At 76.7% G+C, this 2282-nt stretch carries 2 protein-coding genes; both read right to left on the bottom strand.

Annotation, left to right across the window (positions count from 1 at the left end; translation table 11 throughout):
• A partial coding sequence (locus GXW74_RS27665; protein WP_211850141.1) for a hypothetical protein occupies positions 1 to 797 on the bottom strand: 797 nt, incomplete at its 3' end.
• 64 nt (positions 798 to 861) lie between these two features.
• Entirely contained in the window at positions 862 to 2157 is a 1296-nt protein-coding gene (locus tag GXW74_RS27660; protein ID WP_211850139.1) for a hypothetical protein, read from the bottom strand.
• Positions 2158 to 2282 lie beyond the last annotated feature (125 nt).

Here is a 2282-nt window from a genome sequence, read left to right as displayed (position 1 = left end):
AGCGGCTCCTCCGGCCGCGGCGGCGGCTCCGGGGCGGGTTCGGGCGGGCGCGGCGGCGGCGGCGGTTCGGGGGCACGCGGCAAGGGGCAGGCCAGGCGCCGGCGGCCGAGTTCCTCCTCCAGCCGCGCCAGTTCGGTGCGCAGGTCGCGCTCGCCGCGCTCGGCCTCGACCAGCCGGGCGAGCGCCTCGAGGTCCCCCTGCGCCGCGACGCAAGCGGCCTGCGGCGTGGTGAAGAAGCGCCAGGCCACGAGCGGTCCGATGAGCCCCGCCAGCAGCGCGAGCAGCGCCAGCGCCACGAGGGTTGCGATCCAAACACCCCAGGGCCTGCGCGGCGGTTTCTGCCAGTGGATGCCGTCGTCGAACCGCGCCAGTAGCCCGAGCGGCCCCGGCGCCGCGGCGCCGACATGGCCCCAGCCCGCGAGAACGGGCCTGCCGTCCACGGCGAAGACGAGGTCGAAGGAGGGGATTTCGGCGATCGCCGGCCACAGCGTGGCGAGCGGTCCGCCGCCGGAGGCCGCCTCGCGCTCCGCCTCCCGCCGCAGGTCGGACAGGATGCGCCCCGCCTCCGTCGTCAGCGCGGCGCGGGAGCCGGCGTCGAGGTCGGCGTAGCGCGCCATCCGCGACCCCGGGGCGCCCCAGGTGACGGCACCATCCTCCTGGACGGGCATCGCAAAGAGCGCGGCATGGGCGGGCGAGATCCGCCCCGCCGCCGCCTGCAGCGCGGCGAAGGCCTCGGCCGGCGGCATCGGCAGCAGCGGACGCAGGTCCTGCGCGCGGGTCGCGATCAGGCGCATCATGGCCGGCCGCTCCACGTCAGGCCTGCCGTGCCGGCGCGCCGCGCCGCGCTGTGTCCGGGGCGCATCATGGCACGGTGAACTCCCCGACCACCTGGTCGCGCTGGCCCTCGCGCGCGGTGCCGGTGATGACCCGGTCGGGCTGGCCCTCCTGGCGCACCGTCACGCGATAGGGCGTGCTCGGCCTGTCCACACGGTCGAAATAGTCGACGACGATGCGGTAGGTGCCCGGCGCGGGGTCGCGGTCGAAGACGATGTTCTCGACCGGCGTGCGCGTGGTCGGGCCGCCCGCGGCGTTGCGGTCGATGTCGAGCGAGCCGCCGCAGGCGTTGCGGCTGCGGAAGTCGATGCGCTGCCCGTTCGGGCAGATGACCGCCAGGTCGAGATCGTTGCGGTCGTCCCAGGCCAGCACGATCTGCGTCCGTCCGCGCCGCGCCCCCTGCCGGTCGGCGCGGTCGAGGTCCGTGTTGCGCGGCGGCTCAGGCGGCGGCTGCGGCTGCGGTTGCTGCGGCGGCGGTTCGGGCGCGCGCGCCGGCGGTTCCGGCGGGCGCGGAGGCTCCGGCGGGCGGGGCGGCGGGGGCGGCGGGCGGCACAGCAGGCGGCGTTCGCCGGCCTCCGCGACGATGCGGGCGAGTTCGGCACGCAGCGCGCCTTCCCGCGCCTCCTCCTCCCGCAGCACGTCGAGGGCGGAAACCTGGCCTTCCGGCGCAACGCATTGCGCCTGCGGCGTCGCGAACCACTCGAAGGGATCGCGCCAGAGCAGCCACAGCGCCAGCAGCAGCATGAGCAGCAGGAGCAGGAAGGCGAGCAGCCAGGGCCAGATGCGCGTCCGCGCCGCCGCCAGCGCCGCCGGCGGCCCGACGATCGCCATCGGCGCGACCGGCTGCGGCATCATCTTCACCAGCAGCTCGCGCACCGCGCCCGCGCCGGCGGCGGTGTGGCCCCAGGGGGCGAGCACCGGCACGCCGTCGCGCACGCGGATCGCGCCCTGATCCGGGATCTCGAGCGCCAGGCGCAGCAATTCGCCGAGGAAGCGTTCACCCTCACTGGCAGAGCCGTGCAGCTTCTCCGCCGCGGCCTGGATCTCGCCGACCATGCGCAGGAGGTCGGCGCGCACCGCCTCCTGCGCCGCGGGGTCGAGCTGCGGCAAGGGCACGGCCGGGCCGCTGCCCGGCGCGTACCAGTCGATGCTGCCCTTCTCCGGATCGGGATTGGGCTCGGCGAACAGCGCGGCGTGGCGCGGGGAGAGCGCACGGCGCAGGTACTGCGTCAGCTGCTCCCAATGCTGCACCGCAAGCTGCCCGCCGACGCCCTGCGCCAGCAGGTCCCGGTTCAGCGTGGTGGCGATCAGGCTGTCGTCCACGGGGATGCTCCGCTGCGCCCGGTCAGCGCGGCGTCGCCGGCGCCGGCGCCGGTTGTGGCGCCGCGGGGGCCGGAGCGGGGGCGGCAGGCGCCGGAGCCGGTCCGGCGGGCTGCGCGGGGCCGGGT

It is taken from the genome of Neoroseomonas eburnea, assembly GCF_018129005.1.
Taxonomy (GTDB): Bacteria; Pseudomonadota; Alphaproteobacteria; order Acetobacterales; family Acetobacteraceae; genus Neoroseomonas; species Neoroseomonas eburnea.
Note: the sequence above shows the minus strand (reverse complement) of the source record. Positions and strands in the feature narration are given on the sequence as shown.